At 30.2% G+C, this 20,897-nt stretch carries 17 protein-coding genes; 7 read left to right on the top strand and 10 right to left on the bottom strand.

Annotation, left to right across the window (positions count from 1 at the left end):
* Positions 1-5 precede the first annotated feature (5 nt).
* From JFY71_RS04715 to JFY71_RS04725, 3 genes are read right to left on the bottom strand one after another with little or no spacing between them, the layout of a single operon-like run.
* Positions 6-2,210 carry a DEAD/DEAH box helicase gene (locus JFY71_RS04715; protein ID WP_243661889.1) on the bottom strand — a complete coding sequence of 735 codons (2,205 nt, stop codon included), beginning with the start codon at positions 2,208-2,210 and terminating at the stop codon, positions 6-8.
* The gene (locus tag JFY71_RS04720) at positions 2,207-3,943 is read right to left on the bottom strand and encodes a site-specific DNA-methyltransferase (protein ID WP_243661890.1); all 1,737 of its coding nucleotides are present in this window, start codon (positions 3,941-3,943) and stop codon (positions 2,207-2,209) included. The genes JFY71_RS04715 and JFY71_RS04720 overlap by 4 nt, the downstream gene beginning before the upstream one ends.
* Positions 3,936-4,151: a helix-turn-helix domain-containing protein gene (locus JFY71_RS04725; RefSeq protein WP_243661891.1), complete on the bottom strand. Its 216-nt coding sequence runs from the start codon at positions 4,149-4,151 to the stop codon at positions 3,936-3,938. Before JFY71_RS04725 ends, JFY71_RS04720 begins: the two co-directional genes overlap by 8 nt.
* A 639-nt stretch (positions 4,152-4,790) precedes the next feature.
* Here JFY71_RS04725 and JFY71_RS04730 point away from each other — a divergent pair.
* From JFY71_RS04730 to JFY71_RS04760, 7 genes are all read left to right on the top strand, one after another.
* Positions 4,791-7,088, top strand: a complete 2,298-nt coding sequence (locus JFY71_RS04730) for a phage/plasmid primase, P4 family (RefSeq protein WP_243661892.1) — start codon at positions 4,791-4,793, stop codon at positions 7,086-7,088.
* 168 nt (positions 7,089-7,256) lie between these two features.
* Positions 7,257-7,658: a hypothetical protein gene (locus JFY71_RS04735; protein WP_243661893.1), complete on the top strand. Its 402-nt coding sequence runs from the start codon at positions 7,257-7,259 to the stop codon at positions 7,656-7,658.
* A gap of 111 nt (positions 7,659-7,769) precedes the next feature.
* On the top strand, positions 7,770-7,970 hold the full coding sequence (locus JFY71_RS04740; RefSeq protein WP_243661894.1) for a hypothetical protein: 201 nt from the start codon (positions 7,770-7,772) through the stop codon (positions 7,968-7,970).
* A gap of 141 nt (positions 7,971-8,111) precedes the next feature.
* Positions 8,112-9,059 carry a phage major capsid protein gene (locus tag JFY71_RS04745; protein ID WP_243661895.1) on the top strand — a complete coding sequence of 316 codons (948 nt, stop codon included), beginning with the start codon at positions 8,112-8,114 and terminating at the stop codon, positions 9,057-9,059.
* A 5-nt stretch (positions 9,060-9,064) separates the two neighbouring features.
* On the top strand, positions 9,065-9,241 hold the full coding sequence (locus tag JFY71_RS04750; protein WP_243661896.1) for a hypothetical protein: 177 nt from the start codon (positions 9,065-9,067) through the stop codon (positions 9,239-9,241).
* A gap of 72 nt (positions 9,242-9,313) precedes the next feature.
* Positions 9,314-10,951, top strand: coding sequence for a recombinase family protein (locus JFY71_RS04755; RefSeq protein ID WP_243661897.1), 1,638 nt, complete (start codon positions 9,314-9,316; stop codon positions 10,949-10,951).
* A 262-nt stretch (positions 10,952-11,213) separates the two neighbouring features.
* Positions 11,214-13,256 carry a heavy metal translocating P-type ATPase gene (locus JFY71_RS04760; protein WP_243661898.1) on the top strand — a complete coding sequence of 681 codons (2,043 nt, stop codon included), beginning with the start codon at positions 11,214-11,216 and terminating at the stop codon, positions 13,254-13,256.
* Positions 13,257-13,364: 108 nt separating this feature from the next.
* Here the strand turns inward: JFY71_RS04760 and JFY71_RS04765 are convergent, their stop codons facing one another.
* The 7 genes from JFY71_RS04765 to JFY71_RS04795 form a co-directional block, all read right to left on the bottom strand.
* The gene (locus JFY71_RS04765) at positions 13,365-13,958 is read right to left on the bottom strand and encodes a hypothetical protein (protein WP_243661899.1); all 594 of its coding nucleotides are present in this window, start codon (positions 13,956-13,958) and stop codon (positions 13,365-13,367) included.
* 100 nt (positions 13,959-14,058) lie between these two features.
* Entirely contained in the window at positions 14,059-14,616 is a 558-nt protein-coding gene (locus JFY71_RS04770; protein ID WP_243661900.1) for a GNAT family N-acetyltransferase, read from the bottom strand.
* A 42-nt stretch (positions 14,617-14,658) separates the two neighbouring features.
* A complete protein-coding gene (locus tag JFY71_RS04775; protein ID WP_243661901.1) occupies positions 14,659-15,978 on the bottom strand; it encodes a S41 family peptidase in 1,320 nt (439 codons plus the stop codon).
* A 110-nt stretch (positions 15,979-16,088) separates the two neighbouring features.
* Positions 16,089-17,675, bottom strand: coding sequence for a putative ABC exporter domain-containing protein (locus tag JFY71_RS04780; protein ID WP_243661902.1), 1,587 nt, complete (start codon positions 17,673-17,675; stop codon positions 16,089-16,091).
* A complete protein-coding gene (locus JFY71_RS04785) occupies positions 17,668-18,366 on the bottom strand; it encodes an ABC transporter ATP-binding protein (protein ID WP_243661903.1) in 699 nt (232 codons plus the stop codon). The genes JFY71_RS04780 and JFY71_RS04785 overlap by 8 nt, the downstream gene beginning before the upstream one ends.
* Positions 18,367-18,529: 163 nt before the next feature.
* Complete coding sequence (gene murJ / locus JFY71_RS04790) at positions 18,530-20,056, bottom strand: murein biosynthesis integral membrane protein MurJ (RefSeq protein WP_243661904.1); 1,527 nt, start codon at positions 20,054-20,056, stop codon at positions 18,530-18,532.
* Between the two features lie 28 nt (positions 20,057-20,084).
* On the bottom strand, positions 20,085-20,894 hold the full coding sequence (locus tag JFY71_RS04795) for a metallophosphoesterase (RefSeq protein WP_243661905.1): 810 nt from the start codon (positions 20,892-20,894) through the stop codon (positions 20,085-20,087).
* Positions 20,895-20,897 lie beyond the last annotated feature (3 nt).

The following is a 20,897-nucleotide window of genomic DNA, read 5'->3' on the forward strand; positions in this document are numbered from 1 at the left end:
AATATCTAAAATACATCTTCGATTCTTTTCCATTCAACATCGCTCATATATTCATTGTAAACTGTGTTATTGATATAAAGCCTTGTATCTTTATCTCTCACAAAACCCCAATTAATTTTATATCTTTTAGCATAGTCCTTAAAAGCATAGAATTTGTTTTCTATTTGCTTATCTATATTCTTACTTACTCCTTTTCTTTCTCCACCCTTAGTTTCTAATATCCAAACTTCGCCATTTCTCTTTTTCACTATATAGTCAGGATAGAAGAGGTATTCTTTGTCTAGATTAGTTCCATAAATAATTGAAAGATACTGCTGTCCTATGTCTCCATTTTTATAAAACCAATCCACATCATTTCTTTCTTCTAAATAATTTTCTAAAAGTTGTTCAGAGGTAGATCTAAATTGTGAAGTTGTCATGGAAGTATTGTATTCCTTATAAGCATTATTCTTATATTCTACAACATTTGTTTCATATGGAAGATACCTATAGAAATCTTCTGATGGTAATTTCCACTTTTCAGTTCTTTTTTCTAAGACTTGCATTTGTCTTTCATCAGGAAGTGCTGCAAGTTCTACAAAATCATCACGAAGTTTATAAGCATTATTTATCATAAATGCATACCATTCACGATTAGATAGTGACAAAAGTTTTTTAGAAGATGGAATGTTCTTATGGAATAAGTGTTGAAGTATCGCTCTCATCTTATTTGAAGGAACTCCTGTAACTTTTTTTATCATATCCACTGCGTGAAGACAGTCTATTCCATGATCATGGGTAGATACTTCATAAGCAATTTCTCTATGCTCTCCAATTTTATCATCAACTAAATCTTTAAGCTTAATAAACTTTCCTGTTCTAAAAGTGCTTATAACCTTTGTTCCCATTATAAAACCATAAGATTCTAATAACTTTTCATTATCTTTTTTTATATTGTTAAGCTTATATTTATCCTTAAAAAAATCATAAGCTTTATTTCTAACTAAAACTTCATCAACATATTGGTAATCTTTGTTTCTGTATTCTTTGACCATTTCAAAATCTTTGCATTTTCCCTTTAAGAATACCCTCTTAACCTCATAGGCATTTCCACCTTGGATAACAGACTCTTTATACTTTTCGTCAAAAGTATAAAGAAAGCAAAAATCTAGTACATCATTATCATAATGTTTTGCACGTGGCATTCTTCTTATTCTACCAATGGTTTGAGTTTCAAAAGTCTCTGTCATGTTTTCACGAAGTTTTACAAGTATTTTTGCTCTTGGACAATCCCATCCTGTAGATATAGCTTGTTTCATTATCAGAAAGTTTGATTCTGCATCATCATCTGTTACATTTTCAATATTTATTTTTTCCTCACTCAACCATTTAGCAAGCATTTTATTTTTATAAGTGTAGCCCATATTTGATAAGAAATCTTCCACATATTCAACGAGACTTTCGCTCATATCAGGGAATTGAATTATAACTAGGGGGTTAATTTTTTCTCCAATTTTTGTATATTCTGCTTTTATTTCTTTTCTTTTTGCATCAGCTTTTTGTAAAAGATATATAGTTTCACTTTCTAAATCATCCATTTCTGTAGCATCTACATCTGGATTTATGAAAAGAGCTTTGGTGATTAATCCTGAATTTATTACTTCTTCTTCTGGTATTTCATAAAATTCAGCCATCGGATTTTTAACTGTAGTTGCAGAAACTCTTATTTCTCTATCAGCATTAAGAGCATTTAAAATATCGTCAGCTTTTGATGTATTATTTAGGTGCTCTTCATCAATAATTGTGATAAAAGAAAGTTGTTCTCTGTGAGCCTCAGCAATTCTTTCAAAGAGATTTTTCTTTTCACTATCCTTCAAGGCGTTATTTGTTTTATTGGTAATCATTTCCCAGTTGATAAAATAAGTATATCCACCTTGAAATCCTTGAAGAAGGGCATCATGAATATTTCCTGTTTTTGCATTTGGAATAATTTTTCCCATTTTTTCTCTGGACTGTTCCTCTAGGTCACCTTTACCTGGAGTGAGCCATATAAAGATCTTATTTGGGCTTTTCCAAAGAAGATAGTCATAAATATAGGAGAGTAAAATAATGGTTTTACCTGAACCAGTTGGGCTTTTCATGATTATTTTTCTTTTAGAATTTGGGTCTGTCGATTTATCTAAAAGATAGTTTTTAGCATCCGTTTGAAAATCAAATAAATTTATCATCATAATTCGTTTACCTCCCTTAATTCCTCCATGAAGTAATAGTCGGGTATAGGAATAACTTCTATATTTTTATCATCTAACCTACTTTTCACATCATTAGTTAAAAGAATAAATGACGGAATATATAAAAAGCCTTCTTCCTTCATTTCTTTTACGGCTAATTGTAACTCTTCATCGGATAAAATGATCCTTCGACTCTTGCCATCAATTTCACACATATTTTCAAGTTCTACCATTTCTTTGATATAATCCAGAAGTTTGGAAGATAATATATCCTCTTCTTCTGAAAGTTTTGGTATAAAATCTGTCTTATAATATTTTAAGTTGTGAGGCAGATCTTCCTGTATATTTTTTAATCTCTGATAAGTTATTTCTTCGCAAATATTATTTTCATTGTTTGTACAGAGAATATATTTTCTATTTCCACCGTCTTCTTTATTTAATTTCATTACAGCGTGACCTGTTGTGCCAGAACCTGCGAAGAAATCTAGAACTATTGAACTTTTAGTATTAGCCCATTTCAGAAGTTGTAAAATCAATCTCAATGGTTTCTTTCCATTAGAAAATAAAACTTTACCTTCTTTACCGACATTTCCCATATCTTTTGCAAAATCAGTCCAACAATCTCCCCTTGGAATTGTTCTCCAATAAATAGATTCTGAATCGTCTGAAAATCTTAAAACATCTGTAAAAGCCTGTAAGTGTCTAATTTTGTCTCCAGAAGTACTCATTAATAATTTATTATTATAATTAAGAATTCCTTTTCTAATCACTTCATTTTTAATTTCATCTGGTAATTTTTGATTAAACTGACTATCTTTATAAAGTTTTGGAGCAATTTTTTTCAGAAACAATTTTTTAAATGAATCGCTTAAACTTAGTAACTTATTAATGTTTTTTTTATTTAAGTACAATCCATGTTTTTTAAACTCATTACTTACATCTATATTTTCCTTTAAATAATCCATTATTGGATATCTAACTCCATCATCGATAATATGTGTGTAGTGAGTATCATATAAATCACTTAGTGAATCATATAAAGGCACTTTTTTTATTTTTTTGTTTTCCTCGCTTTTTCTATATATTAAAACATAATCTTTCGTCTTAACAAATGTTTTGTCTATGTGAGCAGCTTTACTTCCATAAACATCGCCTGTTTTAATTGTAAGTTTATTAATAAAGTTGTTTTCACCAAATGTTTGGTCGCATAAAAGTTTTAATTGGGCCTGCTCGTTATCATCAATAGAAATGAATATGATTCCTTCCTCGGATAGAAGGTCTTTTGCAATAACAAGCCTTTCATTCATAAAAGATAGCCATTTTGAATGCCTATATCCATCATCAGTTCCAACATAATTATCATCATAAATAAAATCTTTATTCCCCGTATTATATGGTGGATCTATGTAGATAACGTCAATCTTTCCTCTATGAGTTTTTTCTAGTAGTTTAAGCGAATGTAGATTATCTCCCTCTAATAGAAAGTTAAAGCCTTCAATTTCATCTGATACAATTTTTCGCTCTTCTACTTCTCTAAACACTGGGATATTATGAACAAGTTGTTTATCAACTTCTTCTTCGTGCTCTTCCCATACAAGTCCATATTTCTTTTCAGTTAAGGCTGTCTCAATCTTTTCAAGTGCTATTCTACTTTCGTCATCTGTATGAATTTCCTTCAGCTGATTTAAGTAGCTTAGCATTTCTTCTCTTTTCTTTTGAGATAAATTACTCATTGTCTTCCTCCACTTTATACTCCAAAACTTCCGATATATCACATTTAAAATACTTACAAATTCTACCAAGTATCTCCATACTCACATTCTCATCTCGTCCCATTTTTGCGATAGTGTGAGGAGTAGTATGTATAGCATTTTGTAAGTCTAATTTATTCATCTTTTCATCAATTAATTTTTTCCATAATTTATCATAGGAAAATCCCATAAAGCACCTCTTGTTAATCTTCTACTTTATACAGTTTTTCTATAATATTATACCATATTTTACAGCTTAGTATTTACAAATTTCTTAAGACGGATAATTTCCGTCTTTTTTATTGCCTAATAAAATTATATTTTTTCTTATGTCTAGGTGAAGATAAAATATGCTACTTAAAATCTAGAAACTTTTCTATAAATATTGAAAAATCATTAATCAAACACATAAAAAATGTCTTAGGGCTAATAGAGGGAGAAATATTTAATCAAAATAACCTAAAATGTCCTGAGTATATTGAAAGGAGAATTTTCATAGTGGGTTAAAAATCCGTATATTTTCTTTGCCTGTGATTTGTGAGGAAAAACAAAACCTAACAAACCACCTAAAAATGTCCTAGGGCTAGTGAAGGGAAATATTACTCAAGACTACTCATTTTGTCTTAGGGCTAATAGAGGGAGAAATATTTAATCAAAATAACCTAAAATGTCCTGAGTCTATTGAGAGGAGATTTTTCCTATGAGGTTAAAAATATGTAATTTTTCTTCGCCTGTGATTTAGGAAGAAAGGATTACTCAAAACCTCTCTAATTGTCCTAAGGAATATGGAGGGATTTTTCTTCTTCAAAAATATGAAAGGAGTAGATATGTGAATTTAGATAATATACCAAAGTATTTAAAAGAAAACGCAAGCTGGTGTCTTTGGAAAAAGGAGGTACGAAATGGAAAAGTCACCAAAGTTCCAATTAGTCCAGTGACTAAAGGCTATGCATCTGTTAATAATCCAAGTACATTTACTAGCTTTAACAATGCAGTAAACAATCTAGGCTCATTTGATGGCTTAGGCATACGAGTAGATGGAAATTTAGTCGCAATTGATGTAGATGATTGTGTTGTAAATGGAGATTTAAATGATTATGCACTAGAAATAGTGAACCACTTTCCAAATTCATACATTGAGTTTAGTCCAAGTGGTAAGGGTCTTAGAATTTTTACCTTTTTGCCGAACACCATTACCTACAACACCGACCTCTACAAAATGAAGACAAAAGAGGTTGAAGTCTATGTTGCAGGCTTTACTAATCGCTTTGTAACAGTTACAGGCGATTTCTATCAAGATGGTGAAATTGTAGAAGAAAGTGGAGGACTAATGTGGCTTTTAGAAAAATATCTAAAAAGAGAAAAAGACAATACAACCACCACACAAGACTTTAAAAGCTATCTAACAGATGAAGAGATAATTGAAAAAGCATCTAATGCGACAAATAAAGAAAAGTTCCTTAGTTTGTGGACAGGAAATATTGAAGACTACACTTCTACTAGTGAGGCAGATCTAGCTTTAACATCTATCCTCGCCTTTTACGCAGGTGGAGATTATGGACAGATAGATAGGCTATTTAGAAAATCCAAGTTGTTTAGAGAAAAATGGGATGAACAAAGAGGTTCAAAAACCTATGGAGAGATAACCATAGAAAAAGCAATTTCATCCTTAAAAGAAGTTTATTCTACTCTACCGAAGCTGGATGCAAGTTTAGAATTTGGAATCGAAAAGCTAAAAGAAATGGGACTACCCTTATCTTCTAAATATTCATGGACAGATATAGGTTCTGGAAGAATATTTGCCGACTTCTACAAAGATAAACTTCGCTTTGTTCCTGAAAGAAAGTCCTGGTACTTCTATGAAGATGGAATTTGGATTCAAGATACTGGAAACCTAAAAGCTATGAAACTTTGTATGAAACTAGCAAACTTACTTCATATCCTTGCCCTTGATATTGAAGATGAGCATAAAAGAAAGGCTTACGTTAAATTTTCTAACAGGTGGCAAGCTAGAGGATATCGAGTAAGTGTCCTAAAAGATGCAGAAGTTCATCATCCACTAAATGTATCTGACTTTGATAAAGACCCCTATCTTCTAAATTGCATGAATGGAACTTTAAATCTAAAAGCCATGGAATTTTACGACCATAGAAGTTCAGACTATTTAAGCAAAATGGCAGATGTGATCTATGATCCTTATTCAACAAATGATAGATGGAATAGATACATTGATGAAATTATGAGTGCCGATCAGGAGAAAGCTAAATTTTTACAGAAAATATTAGGCTACGGACTTACAGGAGACACAAGGCATGAATGCATGATGGTTCTCTATGGCATGACAACGAGAAATGGAAAAGGTACTCTGTGCGAATCTATTCTTAAAGTTCTAGGAACTTATGCCTGTGCATCAAGACCGGAAACTCTAGCATTAAAAAACAAAGTTAGCTCTTCAGGTCCCAGTGAGGATATAGCAAGACTTGCAGGAGTGCGATTTGTAAATATTCCTGAACCTGGTAAAGGTTTAGTGCTAAATGTCGCTCAAGTTAAAAGCATGACGGGAAATGACACCATCAATGCAAGGTTTCTTCATGAGAACTCTTTTGACTTTAGACCACAGTTCAAAATATACATCAATACAAACTACCTACCCATAGTCAACGATGTCACTATTTTTACCAGTGGAAGGATGCTCATTATTCCCTTTGATAGACATTTTACTGAAGAAGAGCAAGACAAAACATTAAAGTCAGAATTTGCAAAAGAAGAAGTAAAGTCTGCAATACTTAACTGGCTTATTGAAGGCTACAAACTTTTACAAAAAGAAGGACTAACTATTCCTAATTCAGTAAAAGATGCAACTCTTAAATACCAAAAGGAATCAGATAAGATTGCTATATTCATGGAAGATTGCTTAGAAGAAGGAAAGGACTATGAAGTTAGAACTTCTGAAGTTTACGAAAGGTATAGGTCTTGGTCTTTAGAAAATGGCTACTATCTTGAGAGCATGAAGACCTTTAAACAATCTCTTGAGTCTAAAGCAACCATCAAAAGAAAAAGACCTAAAGATGGAAAACACAAGACCACAGTCCTAATTGGATATAGGTTAATTTCAGAATTTCTATAAAGTCTGTGGCAATGTGGCAGATGAAAAATTTAATTTAGAAATCTTATATCTATATTAGAGAATACTTTTTTACTTGCCACACCTGCCCTCATTAAAGGAGGTGGTGCTTATGTTTGTGTGTAATTAGAAATTACTAAGCAAAAATAAAAATACAAGGAGGAATATTAAATGCTTACAAAAGATGAATTAGAAAGAAAGTTTACTTTAAAAAACAAGATTGTAGTTACAACACCTAAGGGAATATCAACAGTGTTAAAAAGAGAAAAAGCATCTCAGTATGTAATTAAAAAAGATGAAAGCGAAATCAAGCTGAATGACGTAAAAGATTTAACTGAATATTGTAAGGATATGTGCCTTTGCAGAAACAATGAAAAAGTCACTGAAGACTTATTGGAGAATGCCTTTAAGCTACGAGATACGATCATTCTTCATAAGAAAGACAAGACACCTGTAAAAGTAGTTAAAGAAAAAATATATAATTACACACTGGATAATCAAGACACAGTCATCCCATTTAAAGGAACAGAAAATATTGTAGACTTTTTAAAGCAAAATAATTTTAGCCTATAAATAAAGGTGGCAATGTGGCAGGTAAATATATAGGACTTAAAACTTCTATTCTCTATGGGAAGTTTAGTTTTCACCTGCCACACTGCCCCAGATATTTTGAAAGGAACAAAAATGATTATTGGAGATATTTTTGAAAAAGATGAAATTACAGCTGTGGACTTAAAGAGCACTAAGTATGAAGTCCTAAATGTAATTAACAAAGATAAGGACAAAATCATCCTTGCTAAAGGAGACAAGTCTTATCTTGTAATTGATGGTAGATTTAAAAATATGTTTTTTCACTTCTTTAGAGGAAGCCGAAGAATATATTGAGAGTAAAAAATAATTTGTGACCCAGGGGGCATACTAATCTCCAGGAGACTTTTTCCTATCAACGGTGCCGCTCTCTTACGCACAAAAAGTTAGGTTCAAAGGGGGTATTAACCCCAAATTTAAAATATAAAGGAGAAATTTATGTTAATTAAAGAAAAATCAAAAAGAAACGAAATATTGTCTGCTAATTCCTATAAAACTAATCTATGGAATTATTTAAGAAACAGGGATGAATCATCTTATTCAAATATTAAGGCTCTTGGACTTTTCCAAGATGGCTCACCTTTTATGGATGCAGAAAGCAAAGAATACTTTAGAGAAAAACTTGCAGAAAAGAGCGTAGTTAGAAAAGAAGCTACAGTTTTAAAAAATGATGTAGATTCATCTTCTATTGTAACTTTCCCAAACAAATCAATTGCTACTTGGACAAAAGCAGGCGAACATGACCTATTTACCGATGCCTTAGAAATGAAAGATGTGGATGTGAATTTAGAATACAGCACATTATCTAACTTAATTACAATCCACGAAGATTTTCTAAATGATCCTCAAGCTAAGATTGAAAAAATAATCCTAGATACTTTTGCTAATAATTTCGCCAAAGCTGAAGATAAAGCATTTATAACTGGCTCTGGTAATGGAGAACCATTAGGACTTTTGGTAGACAAAGATATTAAAAGCCTATTTGCTACAAAAGAACTAAAGCTTGATGACTTGAAAAAACTATTTTTCTCTTTAGATAGTGAATACAGGGAAAATGCAAAATGGATAATGAATGATAAAACTGCTCTTTATCTTCAAAGCTTAAAAGATAATCAAAGTAACTTCTTGTGGAGTCAATATGATGGCACTTTTATGGGAAAAGATATTCTAATCTCAAACTTTATGCCAGATATTGATGCAGGTTTAAAGCCTATCGCCTTTGGAGACTTTTCAAACTACTGGATTGTTGAAAGACAAAATCCAACAATAAAAAGATTGTCTGAGATGTTTATTCTTAAACAACATCAAGGCTTTATTATGAGAGAATACCTCGATGCAAAGCTAATGGATAAGGATTCAATCCTTACCCTATCCATTGAAGGATAATGCCTATGTTAGAAGCTAAAAAGAATGAGATTAAGAAATCGGAGAATATCGAAGTATCTGGTACGATTTTTACAGTTCACTCTATTAAAAGTGAAAATGCAAAAAAGAGTGTAGAGCAAATCATAAGAAAGCTCATATTAAACAATGTGGATACTTTGAATAGAGCCAATTTATCAGCCTAATTAACTTGATATAGTCTGAAAGGTACGGGAATATGTAATTGCCACTTGAAGGCTGTCCGAAAGGAGGAAAATATGGAACAATTAAATAGACAGTCTTCTTACTTTTCAGCTAATGAAAAGATTACAGCTCTTTACTGTAGGCTTTCAAGAGACGATGAACTTAAAGGGGAAAGTAACTCAATAAGAAATCAAAAGGACATGTTAGAAAAATATGCTCTTGATATGGGATTTAAAAACCTAGAGTTCTTTGTAGATGATGGTTATTCAGGAACTAACTTTGATAGACCCTCTTGGAATAAACTAAATGGTTTAATTGAGGATGGAAAAGTTGAAAATATTATAGTAAAAGATATGAGTAGACTTGGCAGGGATTATCTAAAGGTAGGATTTTATACTGAAGTCTTATTCCCAGATAATGATATACGATTCATTGCCATTAATAATGGTGTGGACTCAAATAACCAAGTAGAAAATGACCTTACACCTTTTATTAATATCTTCAACGAGTTCTATGCTAAGGACACAAGTAAAAAGATAAAGGCTGTTTTTAAGGCTAAGGGTCAAAGTGGAAAACCACTGACAACTAATCCTCCTTATGGTTATTTAAAAGATAAAGAAGACAAAAATAAGTGGATAGTTGATGAGGTTGCATCCGAAACTGTAAAACTGATTTTTAATCTTTGTATTAAAGGTTTTGGTCCAAGTCAAATAGCAAGTGAACTAAAGAGTAGAAAAATTCCAACTCCTGCTGAACACTTTAAGTCTATAGGACTCAATTTTCCTGTAGAAGTTCCTGAAATAAAAGGAAATTGGAATCCAGATACTGTTTCCAATATTCTTGATAGAGAGGAGTATCTAGGGAAGGTCATAAACTTTAGGACTAAAAGAAAATCCTATAAGACTAAGAAAAGTGTAGACAATCCAAGGTCTGAATGGGCAATATTTGATAATATTCATGAGCCGATTATTGATGAAGAAACATTTGATATAGTAAAAAGGATAAGAAAAACAAGAAGGGTTAGAAATAACCTAGGTGAAATGCCTACACTATCAGGTATGCTATTTTGTGCAGACTGTGGTGCTAAACTTTATCAAGTACGAGGTAAAGGATGGTCTCATGATAAAGAATACTTTGTATGTGCATCCTATAGAAAGCAAAAAGGCAAATGCACTTCTCATCAGATTAAAAATATACAGGTTGAAGAAATTCTTCTAAGAGAAATTAGAAAGATTACAGCTTTTGCAAAAGACCATGAAGATGAGTTTGTTGATCTGGTTTTAAAGAAGAAAACAAGCGAACTTAATCAGACCTTAAGAAGCCAAAAGAAAGAACTGGAAGATGCAAAAAATAAGGTCGTAAAACTCGACACCATTGTTCAAAATCTTTATGAAGATAACCTGGAAGGAAAAATATCTGACCAAAGATTTGAAAAAATGGCTAGGTCTTATGATGAAGAAGAAAATGCTCTTCAAAAGAAAATTGCCGAACTTGAGGAAATGATTTCTAATTCAGAAGAAAAAGAAATCAATGTGGAATCCTTCCTAAAACTTATAAGAAAGTACACAGATATAAAAGAACTTGATCCTGAAATAATTAGGATATTTGTAGATAAGATTTATGTAGAGCAATCAGAAAAGATACCAGGTTCAAAACTAAAGAAACAAACAATTTGGATATATTGGAACTTCATAGGGAAAGTAGAGATATAAAAATCGGCACAAAGGTTAATACCTTCATGCCGATTAAATATTAAGGAATATAATCCCTAATTAAGAGCCCCTTATGGCTACTTTTTTTACTTCTCTATTAATTAATACGTTTTGTTTTTTATTTTTCTATCACTATTTATATTGTTATTAAATAGAAAGGTCATATATTCTATTATTGATTTTTTAACCTATTAAATTGTTAATTGATTATTTTCATGGGTAAGAAATAAATGTTACAAATATAAAACTTATGGAGGTATAAATGTCTAAAAAAAATAATTTCGAAAATGAAAAAGACCACCATTTAGAGCATAATCATTCCCAACATAGTAGTATGGACCATTCAATGCATATGGGGAATTTAAAAATCAAGTTTTTTATTTCTTTAATTCTAACAATTCCTATTATTTTCCTATCTCCAATGATGGGACTTAATTTACCTTTTCAGTTTACCTTTAATGGTTCTCAGTGGGTTGTTCTAATTTTAGCAACTATTTTGTTTTTCTATGGAGGCATGCCTTTTTTAAAGGGAGCTAAAATGGAATTGCAAATGAAAAACCCTGCAATGATGACCTTAATTTCCCTAGGTATTACCGTTTCATATATATACAGTTTGTACGCCTTCATTTTAAATAATATTTTAAAAAGCAGTACCCATGTAATGGACTTTTTTTGGGAACTGGCTACTTTAATTGTTATTATGTTACTGGGTCACTGGATAGAAATGAACGCTGTTGACAATGCAAGTAATGCCTTACAAAAAATGGCTGAACTACTACCAAGTTCTGCACTGGTAATTGATGAAAATGGAAATACAAGAGAAATTCCCCTTAAAGATATAAAAATCGGAGAAAGGGTTTTAGTAAGGTCCGGCGATAAAATTCCTGTTGACGGAATAGTTATTACAGGACGGACAACAGTAAATGAATCTATGATTACCGGTGAAGCAAAAGATGTTTTAAAAAATATTAATGACAAGGTCATTGGCGGTTCCATAAATGGTTCAGGAACAATTACAGTTGAAGTAACAGGAACAGGGGAATCCGGCTACCTATCCCAGGTAATGACCCTGGTTAGTAACGCACAAAAGGACAAATCAAAAGTAGAGGTATTATCGGACAAGGTTGCAAAAATACTTTTTTATGTAGCTGTAATAGTTGGACTATTGGCCTTAATAATATGGTTTTTTCTTACAAGGGACTTTAACAACGCCTTGGAAAGAACTGTTACAGTGTTGGTAATTGCATGTCCTCACGCCCTTGGCCTTGCAATACCTTTAGTTACAGCTAAGTCTACCTCCCTAGCTGCAAAAAACGGTCTATTAATAAAAAATAGAGAAGCACTGGAAATAGCAAAAAATATTAATATAATTGTAATGGATAAAACAGGAACTTTAACAGAAGGTAATTTTACTGTAAATAAATATATTTCCTTTAATAAATCCTATACCGATGAAAATATATTGGAATATATGGCTGCATTGGAACAAAACTCCAACCACCCACTTTCCATTGGAATAATGAATAAAGCTAAAGAACTTAATTTAAAATTACCAACAGTTGACAATGTGAAAAATCTACCGGGAATAGGTTTGGAAGGAAAAATTGACGGAAAAGATATTAAAATTACAAGTTCTAATTATCTGGTAAATAATAAAATCAAATTTGATTATAACTTATTCGAAGAATTGTCCTCACAAGGTAATTCAATAAGTTTCTTACTAATTGACAATAAAAATATTGGACTTGTAGCTCAAGGAGATAATATTAAATCCGGTGCTAAAAAAATGATAGATGATTTAAAATCCTTAGGAATAAAACCTGTTATGTTAACAGGTGACAATAAACAAGTGGCTAATAACGTTGCAAAGCAACTTGGTATAGAAGATATTTTTGCCGGACTTTTACCAGAGGACAAAGAAAAAATAATAAGGGAATATGAAGAAGAAGGAAATACTGTAATGATGGTCGGTGACGGAATAAATGACGCTCCAAGTCTTGCCCGAGCCAATATAGGAGTTGCTATAGGTGCAGGTACAGATGTTGCCATAGAATCAGCAGATGTTATATTAGTTAAAAGTGATCCTTCAGATATTTTACATTTTCTTACTTTAGCAAAAAACACTCAAAGAAAAATGGTTCAAAATATTTGGTGGGGAGCAGGTTATAATATTATAGCTATACCTCTTGCCGCCGGTATATTAGCACCTGTCGGAATATTGTTAAGTCCAGCTGTCGGCGCAATACTAATGTCAATGAGTACAATTATTGTAGCAATTAATGCTATGACCTTGAAAATGGAATAAGAAAATATATATTATTTTTATTTTAAGCTTTATTATTGAAGTAATAACATCCGAATAAATTAGATTTTTATAAAAAATAAAATATTAAAAAGTAGCCATGGCTACTTTTTAATATTTTACAGAAACTTTAATAATATTATTTTCAAGTCCAAGTCTTTCTTGTAATTCCTTAGTCAATTCCAACTGAAATTCCGTTTCAGATGCAATATCTTTAAAATCATATTCTACAGCATTAACAATAGTTCCTGAACCATAGTTGGTTTTATAATTATCTGTACCAACTATTTTCATATGTTCTTCATATCTATTGCCTTCAAGTAGACCTAAATTATTAATTTTTGTATTTATAATAGCTCCGCCTGTCATCTTCTCACTAAATACAAGCTTAAAATCCTTTCTACTTACTGTAATAAAATTATCTTTAATTTCCTTATCATCAATAAGTATATTATACTTAACTTCATCCTTAGCTAACTCTTTAATTTCTTCTTCTGTTAAATAACCTAAGGTTTTTTCAATAAACCCTTCGAGACTTTTAAAGTTTTCTTCATAGTCTTTATTTAAACTTTCCAATTGCTTAATTTTCTCTTCGTTACTAATATCCCAATTATTTTCTGTCTCTTTATTACTATTTTTATTACAACTAGAAAACACCATTACAGCAAAAGCTAAAAAAGTCAATAATATAAATTTCTTTTTCATTTTTAACTCCCATACTAAGACTTGTTGATTAAATTATATAACATTAGACTTTTTAAATATTACATTTACCTTACAAAATGCATATTATGTTAACATTTACTTAATTTTTCCATTCATCTCTTAACATAGAGTAATAAAACCTGTCTACATATTTCCCATCTATAAAGAAATAATCTCTTAGTGTTCCTTCATATTTGAAACCACATTTTTCAATTACTCCTTTAGAAGCCATATTATTTTCCTTATGACATACCTGTATTTTATGCATATTAATTTTGGAAAAACCATAGTCTATTATTTCCTTTACAGCTTCAGTGCAATAGCCTTTTCTTTGAAATAAGCTGCCAATACAATATTCTATTTCACAAAAATGATTTTTATTGTCAACAAGGAAAATTGCAATTTGTCCAATACAACTTTGTGATTCCTTTTCCACTATTGCCCATCTGTAATAATCTTCTTTTTCATAAGATGAAATATAATTATCCAGTAAGGAAATAACCTCATCCTTAGTAGTATATGCCGGCTCTGAAAGCATGGACTGTATTTTAATATCACCAATCCAATTATCCGACATGTCCCTATAATCATCATATTTAAATGGTCGTAACAACAACCTATCTGTATTTATTTTCCTAGTCCCACAATGAGTTAGCATAGTTGCTCCTTTTTTTAAAATATTCGTATATCCACCTTTAAATCATTTTTCTATTTCCTTTTTCACATATTCTAAAGCATCATCTTCTGTATAAATATCCGGTGATACTCCATAAATATCAGTAGGTAGAAATTCCTTATTTAGCCTTACAGACAAATCAAATATATAAACCAGCCCACAATTAGGTAAGGCTAAATAACAATCTCCTACATTCATACCACCGCCGGCATTTCTTCCTACTGTTGTTATATAGTCTATGGAGTTACAAAAATCCATAAAATCCATTGCAGCTGAATATACACCTTCATCTACTAAAACCCAGATTCTACCATTAAATATTGGTTCTTCGCCAAAGGGTTTTAAACTTGTTCCTGTCTTTTCTAAAATAAAGTCAAAGTCCTTACTGTATTTAAATTTTACAATATCTTTTTCATCTAAATCCCTAATATATTTTCTATAATCTTTAGGCACCTTGTAGTATTTTTCTAATATTTTATTTTCTTTGAATAAGCTAATACTTTTAGCACTTTCAGGTTTTTTAATTAAATATTTCATAATTCTCATCCAATACTGAGAATCCCCTCCACCATTTCCCCGTATATCAATAATTAAATTTTCTTTTTCATTATTACTCTTAATAAAATTTATAATCCTATTATAACAATCATCATCTGTAGCTGTGGGATCAAAACTGTATAATCTTATATAAATTGATTTTTCAATATTAGAATTCATATAAGCTTCTGCAGCTTTCAAAGTACTATTATTTTCAGCTTCTAATCCTAGTTCCTTCTTTACTGTATTTCTTAAATATTTAGTATCTTCTTCTGTAATATTATAAAAAGCTTGTATCCTTTTGTTTTGTACAATACTATCTAGTTTTTTCTCTTCATATTTTAAAGACTGTAATATTTCTTCTAAATCTTTTTCTATAGATTTTTTATCTCCTCCAAATGATTTATAAAAATACTCTATTTGTTCTTCTTTTTGAAGTTTATTTATTTCTTCATATAAATATGAATATTTTAAAAGACTCATATACTGTCCCTTTTCATAAGCTCCTAAATGGGCTATAGTTCTACCATTTGTAATATTATAAATAATATTATTATAAAAATTTATAATTTTATCTTTATTTCCATAATCCAAGTCATCTAATTTAACTTTATGTTCTTCTTTTATTTTCTCTAATCTATTGTCCTCATTTAAAAAACTATAGTAGGGAAAAGCCTCTTCTAAAGTTTCCCAAAAATAATTGTAATCTTCAATTTTGGGATCTCTAATGATTTTGTATGTAAATACCCCTAAAATTCCTACAATTATAAATATAATAATTCCAAATGCTATTCTTTTCTTTTTCATATTTAACTCCTATTAAACTTGTTAATTATATATTATACCAATTAAATATATATTATTCTTATGAACTTCTGCAAATATACAATAAAAAAAGCCTATGGCAGAGCCATAGACTATTCTTCGTTTACAAATTCCATATTTCCATATAGTTTTGAACTTAAGCTTAATCCTATAAGGGACATAATAAATAAAAATGCTAATACTACTAAATATACGATGAAAATATTTTTAGTAATACTAAGGAAAAGACCTAAAAGGAAACCTCCCAGTACTAGAACTAGCATATCTATTCCTAGCATAATAAATTCTGCAATTGTCTTACCGATTTTTCCACCAATTACCTCCCGTAATATTAAGTCAACATATAGTATTGTAGCGTGAACCATAAAATACAGTATTGCATTTAAGGGAATAAGGTATAAGGGTAGACCAAATATTAAATTAATTGGTAGCACCAAGGCAAGTCCCTGTATTAAATTCTTTATATTTTGTAGTAGTGTAGCATAAAACACCTTGTTTTTTGTAGTGTCCGGAATTAAATATATATAGTAATTATCAAATTCTTTTCTCCAAGAATTCATTTTTCTGAAAAATATTGCCATATATGCTGATGCTCCATAAATAACAATTGCCATAGTTTTTACATCGATTTTTGCATCTTCCATTTTAAATATTATTCCAAAAATTACACTTATGGTTAAAAATATTATAGCTTTCCCATACCTGCTTAATAGGGAAATCTTTTTAAATTCATCTACTTGTTTATAAAAAATTGCCTTTGATAATTTCCCCTTTGTTGAAAAATCTATTTTTCTAGCTTTTGTTTTTTCTCCCACTACATGAATGCCGCCATCCTTGCTTTTCTGCATAGCTTTTTCATATTCCTCTGAAAAGGACATGGCATCTTCATAAAATTGTCCGGTGGATTTCATTTTCTTAGCTATGGTAAATAATACTATTCCTGAAGTAAAGTATAAAATACTGGCTATAACATTAAAAGTACTAGGTCCTATTAAAACAAATTTTAAAAATCCTATTTCCCAGCCGAATATAGGAATTATTAATATAAGATCTCCTGTTAGGAAATTCATAATATTTTTTACACTAAAACCCTCTTGTATTATTTTATAGGCCAATAAAGTTAATATGACTAGAAGTATTCCAAATACAATATACTTTATAATATTCTTTCCCTTGTTTGTTAAACTTTCATTTCCATACATAATTACTGCTAAGGATATTTGTATAAGATTTGAAAATATCAATCCTGTTATTGCAATTATCGAAGCTTTTAAAAGCGGAATATTAAAAATAAATACAGCTGCTACAAAGAAAATTATATATTCAACAATATATATCAGTAAATATTTTGCCATTCCATAAACTATTATAGATTTTGGTGAACTGGGGCCTGAAAAAATAAAATTAATATCCGCTTCTTTAAATACAAGGCCCTTTCTTTTTAAATAGGTTAAGCTTGAAGGTAATTCTAAAAATATTAATAACAAGGCATATATTGAAATATATCCTTTAACATTATCTAAACCAAAGGTTTTAATTATATCTTTGAAAAAGAATGGTATCATAATAAAATACAGTACAAGAAAAATCATTCCTATGCTCTTTAAAGGCCTTCTTTTAAAGTTCTTTAACCTGTTAATAAAAGTTCTCTTATAATAATATAAAAATCCCTTATTCATCTTCTTCTCCTGTTAATTCAAAGAATAATTCCTCTAAGTCCTTATCTCCCATTTGATTTTTATAATATTGTCCTACTTTTCTTCCTTCTTTCATAAGTATCATCATATCCCAAACATCTTCAACCATTTCCAGCATATGGGTACTTATTAAAATAGTACAATTTTTTTCCTTTAATTCTTTTATTATGATTTTCAATTCTTTAATTGCCTTAGGGTCTAAACCAACCATTGGTTCATCTAACATTATTACTTCCGGTTCAACTGCTAAGGCACAACATATACTAACTTTTTGCATCATACCTTTTGAAAGTTCATCCCCTAATTTGTCCTGTTTATCCGTTAGGTCAAATCTTTTTAAAAGAGAATCAATTTTTTCATTATCTATTTCTAATCCATAGGCCTTTAAAATATATACTATGTGTTCCCTTACTGTTAATAGTGGAAACATTGCCGGTATTTCCGGAATATAACCAAAAACCTTTTTTGCCTCTATGTCTTTATTTGGTAGGTTATTTATTTTTATTTCTCCTGTATATCTTAAAAGCCCGGCTACAGACTTTATTATTGTAGATTTACCTGAGCCATTTGGTCCAATTAAAACTCCAACTGTACCATTTTGTATATCAAAACTAACATTATCTACTGCTAGTGTTTTATTATATTTTTTACTAAGTCCAATAACATCTAACATATTATACCTCCCTTTTGTATCTATTTAATAGTACACTATATCAATTGCTTTTTCAATGCTTTTTCACACTTAATGACTAAAGTAATGTTTTTAAATATAATTTTTCAACAAGCAGTATTAAATAAATTTAAAAAGACGCAGATTAACTCTACGTCTCTTAGTTTTATTTCTTTAAAATATTATTTATTTTACTTTTAAATCCACTTATTATATTTTCCAACTCTTCTACTTTAAATATATGAATTAAAACAAAATAAACTACTACTGCTACAATAATAGCAGCTATTAAACTAAGTATTGTTGCTAATTTATCTACTAATAATCCATATACAAGGTAAGATATTAACCCCATTATTAAACTTGCTGCTAGCATTTTTAAGTTTTCTATAATAAATTCTTTGGTTCCATTAAATTTTCCAATTTTCTTCCTAAGTCTTATTATTAACATTCCAGCTCCAATTATAGAGCCTAAGGATGTACCTAATGCCAGCCCCGGTAGTCCAATAACATTTGCTGCTAATACACTTAAAACCAAATCTATTACTAAGGTAAATAAGGAATTAACAGTTGGCGTTCTTGTATCCCTTAGTGAGAAAAAAGCCTTGGAAAATATATTCATAAAGGCTATTCCAACTAACCCTAAAGAATAAAATTGTAGGGTTAAAATTGTTAATGGAGTAGCTTCCGGTTTCCACTCCCCCCTATTAAAAACTACATTTACAATAGGCCTTGCAAAAATTATTAAACCTACTATTGCAGGATATATTAAAATATTCATTGAGTTTAAAGATGATAGTATACTATTTTTAAATTTACTTATTTTTCCGTCTGCAGCATTTGAACTTAAGGTAGTGTAGGCTACAGTTGACACTGCCCCTATTACAACTGCATTTACAAGTTCACTTAACTGTGAACCATAGTACATAATGGACAGTCCGCCATCTGATAAATAATAGGTAGCTAGACCTTGATCTATTAATTTTCCAATGCTGTTAATAGATACTCCAAATATTACCGGTAAGGCCAGATAGATCATCCTTTTTATATTTTCATCTTTTAAGTCGATTTTTGCTGTCCACTTAAAGCCTGTATTTTTTACAGCCGGAATATAGGGAGCATACTGCACAATAGTACCAATACAAAGTCCTATAGGAAGTAGATAAATATTAATTTTTGCACCAAGTATTATTGCTATTATAATAAAAGTATTCAAAATAAATACTTGTAAGGCAGGAACTATAAACTTATTCTTAGCGTGTAAATAACCTTGGTATACAGTAGAAATTGATGTTGCAACAAGACTAATTAAGGTAATTCTTAAAAAATTAACTGCTAAGTTGTGGGTTTCAGGAGTAAATTTATATATTTTTGTTAAGACACCTGCAAATATTTCAGAAAAAACCAAAAGTATTATACCTATTACAATACTAATATTTCCTAAATTACTGGTAAATCTATTTGCTATTAAATAGCCTTCTTCCTTTTCCAATTTTTTATAAATTGGAATAAACCCCGTTGCTATTCCTGATGCTATAAATGCAAATATAATTGTTGGTATTTGTAATGAAAAATTAAAGGCATCCGCTACCATTCCAGTTCCAAAATACTTGGCTAATAATACACTTTTTAAAAATCCTAAAACTTTTGAAACTACTGTTATAATCATTAATATAAATGCTGTTGATTTCATCTTCTACTCCAATTTATTCCAGAGTAATTTACTTACTCCTTAATTCTACAACGACTAATTCCCCTTGGTTAAATACCCTTATTGGTATTAAACTACTGCCTATTCCCCGACTAATTATTAGGCTTGTATTATCCTTCCTATGTAAACCTTCTGCATAATCCGGAAAAAACCCTTGATTTGGTGCTAATACTGCTCCAATAAAGGGAATTTTTATTTGACCACCATGGGCATGACCGGAAAACACTAAATCTACACCAAGTTTTACATATTCTTTAAAATATTCAGGTCTATGAGATAATAATATGTTAAAGTCATCTTCTTTTATTAAGTCCCTTACTTTACTAAATAAATGCTTTTTCCCATAATATGCCGGGTCATTTACTCCAATAATATTTATTTTAGAATTTTCTTTTTGCACTTCTAAAGAGGAATCCTCAAGAACTTCTACTCCTATATTTTTCATTTTTTCTATAAATTGTGGAAATTCCTCTAATCTTGATTCATGATTTCCTGTAACATAGTAAACAGGTGCAATTTTTATAATTTCCTCTAAGGTTTTTTCCACTACTTTATATTTAGGATTTCTACTGTTAATAATATCTCCAGTAATTAAAATAATATCCGGTTTTGTAGACTTTACCTTGTTTAAAAAATATTCTTCTTGGAGAAATTTTTTATTATGATAATCAGATATTTGTAAAATTCTATAATTATTAAAACTCTTGGGGATTTTTTTATTTTCATAGGTAATTTCTGTTATACCAAGGCTAAAGTTTTCATATATAGTAAAGACTATAAAAATAAGTAAAACAAATAATAATAAATACTTTACTGGCATTTT

The sequence above is a fragment of the Miniphocaeibacter halophilus genome, assembly GCF_016458825.1.
GTDB classification, from domain to species: domain Bacteria; phylum Bacillota; class Clostridia; order Tissierellales; family Peptoniphilaceae; genus Miniphocaeibacter; species Miniphocaeibacter halophilus.